2 protein-coding genes are annotated in these 1,657 nt (G+C 68.1%); both read left to right on the forward strand.

The features are described 5' to 3' along the window. Positions 1-398 precede the first annotated feature (398 nt). The gene (locus tag NW837_RS14385) at positions 399-725 is read left to right on the forward strand and encodes a hypothetical protein (protein WP_414332267.1); all 327 of its coding nucleotides are present in this window, start codon (positions 399-401) and stop codon (positions 723-725) included. A gap of 39 nt (positions 726-764) precedes the next feature. Beyond that, positions 765-1,657 (forward strand): putative Ig domain-containing protein (locus NW837_RS14390; protein ID WP_414332268.1); only part of this gene is annotated, 893 nt, incomplete at its 3' end.

Here is a 1,657-nt window from a genome sequence, read left to right on the forward strand (position 1 = left end):
CGGTGGTGATGCTGAGGGCCACGGAGGACTGGGCTTTCCGGCGTTACCTGGACATGGGCCCGCTTTGGGCCGTGGAAGAAAAACCCACAAAAATCGCGACTTGACATGCCGGTGCCTGGGGGGGACAATGGGGGGGCTCTTCCGCCTACGGGCTCTTCGTGGCCCTGGGGCTCTCGGAGCGCCTGCTGGAGGGGCTCACGAAGAGGCTGGAGGACCAAGCTCTGAAGCAGGAGGACCAGGGCAAGGAGAAGCCCAAGGGGGATGGGAAGGAGGGCCAGGGGAAACCACAGAACCAGTCAACCCGGTGTTGAGGGGGTTGAGGGGGTGGTTAAGGTTTTTGTAAGCCCCCCTGAGGAAGATGGAGGTAGGGACCCCAGGGTCCCGGAAAGGAGGCAGGAATGCGTAAAGGCGTGTGGTACGGACTCTTGACCGGTTTAGCCCTGCTCTTGGCGGCCTGCGGGGGCGGGGGCCAGCCCCAGCCGGACCTTACCCTGGCCCAGCCGGACCTTACCCTGGCGGGGATTTCGCCCCAGAATCCCGCCGTGGTCCAGGGGCAGACCGTGACCCTGACCCTCACCTTCACCTCGCAGAACGGCTTCCAGGGGCAGGTCTCCTTGAGCGTCTTAGAGGGGGGGCAGCCCGTCTCCTGGCTGAGCCCCAACGCCGTCCAGCGGAACCTGAACGTGCCCAGAGGCCAGCAGGTGCAGGAGACCCTGGAGGTGTAGGTGGCTCCGAAAGCCCCCACAGGAAGCCGGAACCTCACCGTGCGGGCGGCCTACGGGAACCAGGTGATCGAGCGGGCTCTTACCCTCACCGTGAACGCGCCCCCTGACTTCGCCATCTCCCTCAACCCCACGAGCCTCACGGTCCAGCAGGGGTCTAACGGCCAGACCACCCTCACGGCCCCCCAGAACGGCTTCACCGGGACGGTGAGCCTCTCCCTAGTGGCGGGGCAGGACCAGGTGCCCCAGGGCCTCACGCTTTCTCCCGATACGGTCCAGGTCGGTACGAGCTCCCTGACCCTCTCCGCCCAGCCCACCACGCCCACGGGCACCTACCGCCTGAAGGTGCGGGCCACCTCGGGGAGCCTCACCCGGGAGGCGGACCTGACCCTCACGGTGAGCGCGTCGGGTGGGGGAGGTGGCGGCGGTGGCGGCGGAGGGGGTGGCGGTGGCTCCCCCGACTTCACTATCTCCCTCAGCCCTGACAGCCTCGCGGTCCAGCAGGGGGCTAGCGGCACCACCCAACTGACCATCACCCCGCAGGGCGGCTTCACCGGGACGGTGAACCTCTCCCTGGTGGGCGCTCCCAGCGGCGTGACTCTTTCGCCCACTAGCGTGAACGTGACCGGGTCCAACGCCGTGTCCCAGAACCTGACCGTCAGCGTGGGTAGCGGCGTGGCCACAGGCACCTACAACCTTCAGGTGAGGGCCACCAGCGGGAGCCTCATCAAGACGGCGAGCCTGAGCCTCACGGTGAGCGCACCGGGTGGCGGTGGCGGCGGGGGCGGCGGTGGGGCGGGCACCACCTGGACCTTACGCAACCTGGGCAACTTCCTCGAGGGCGTGGCCTACGGGAACGGCCTCTTCGTGGCGGTGGGGGACGACGGCACCATCCTCACCTCCCCGGACGGGGTGAGCTGGACCCGGCGAACCTC

It is taken from the genome of Synechococcus sp. R6-10 (genome assembly GCF_047461815.1).
Taxonomy (GTDB): Bacteria; Cyanobacteriota; Cyanobacteriia; order Thermostichales; family Thermostichaceae; genus Thermostichus.

Coding starts and splice junctions, on each gene's coding strand:
- NW837_RS14385 (WP_414332267.1), top strand. CDS start 399: ATGCGTAAAGGCGTGTGGTACGGACTCTTGACCGGTTTAGCCCTGCTC.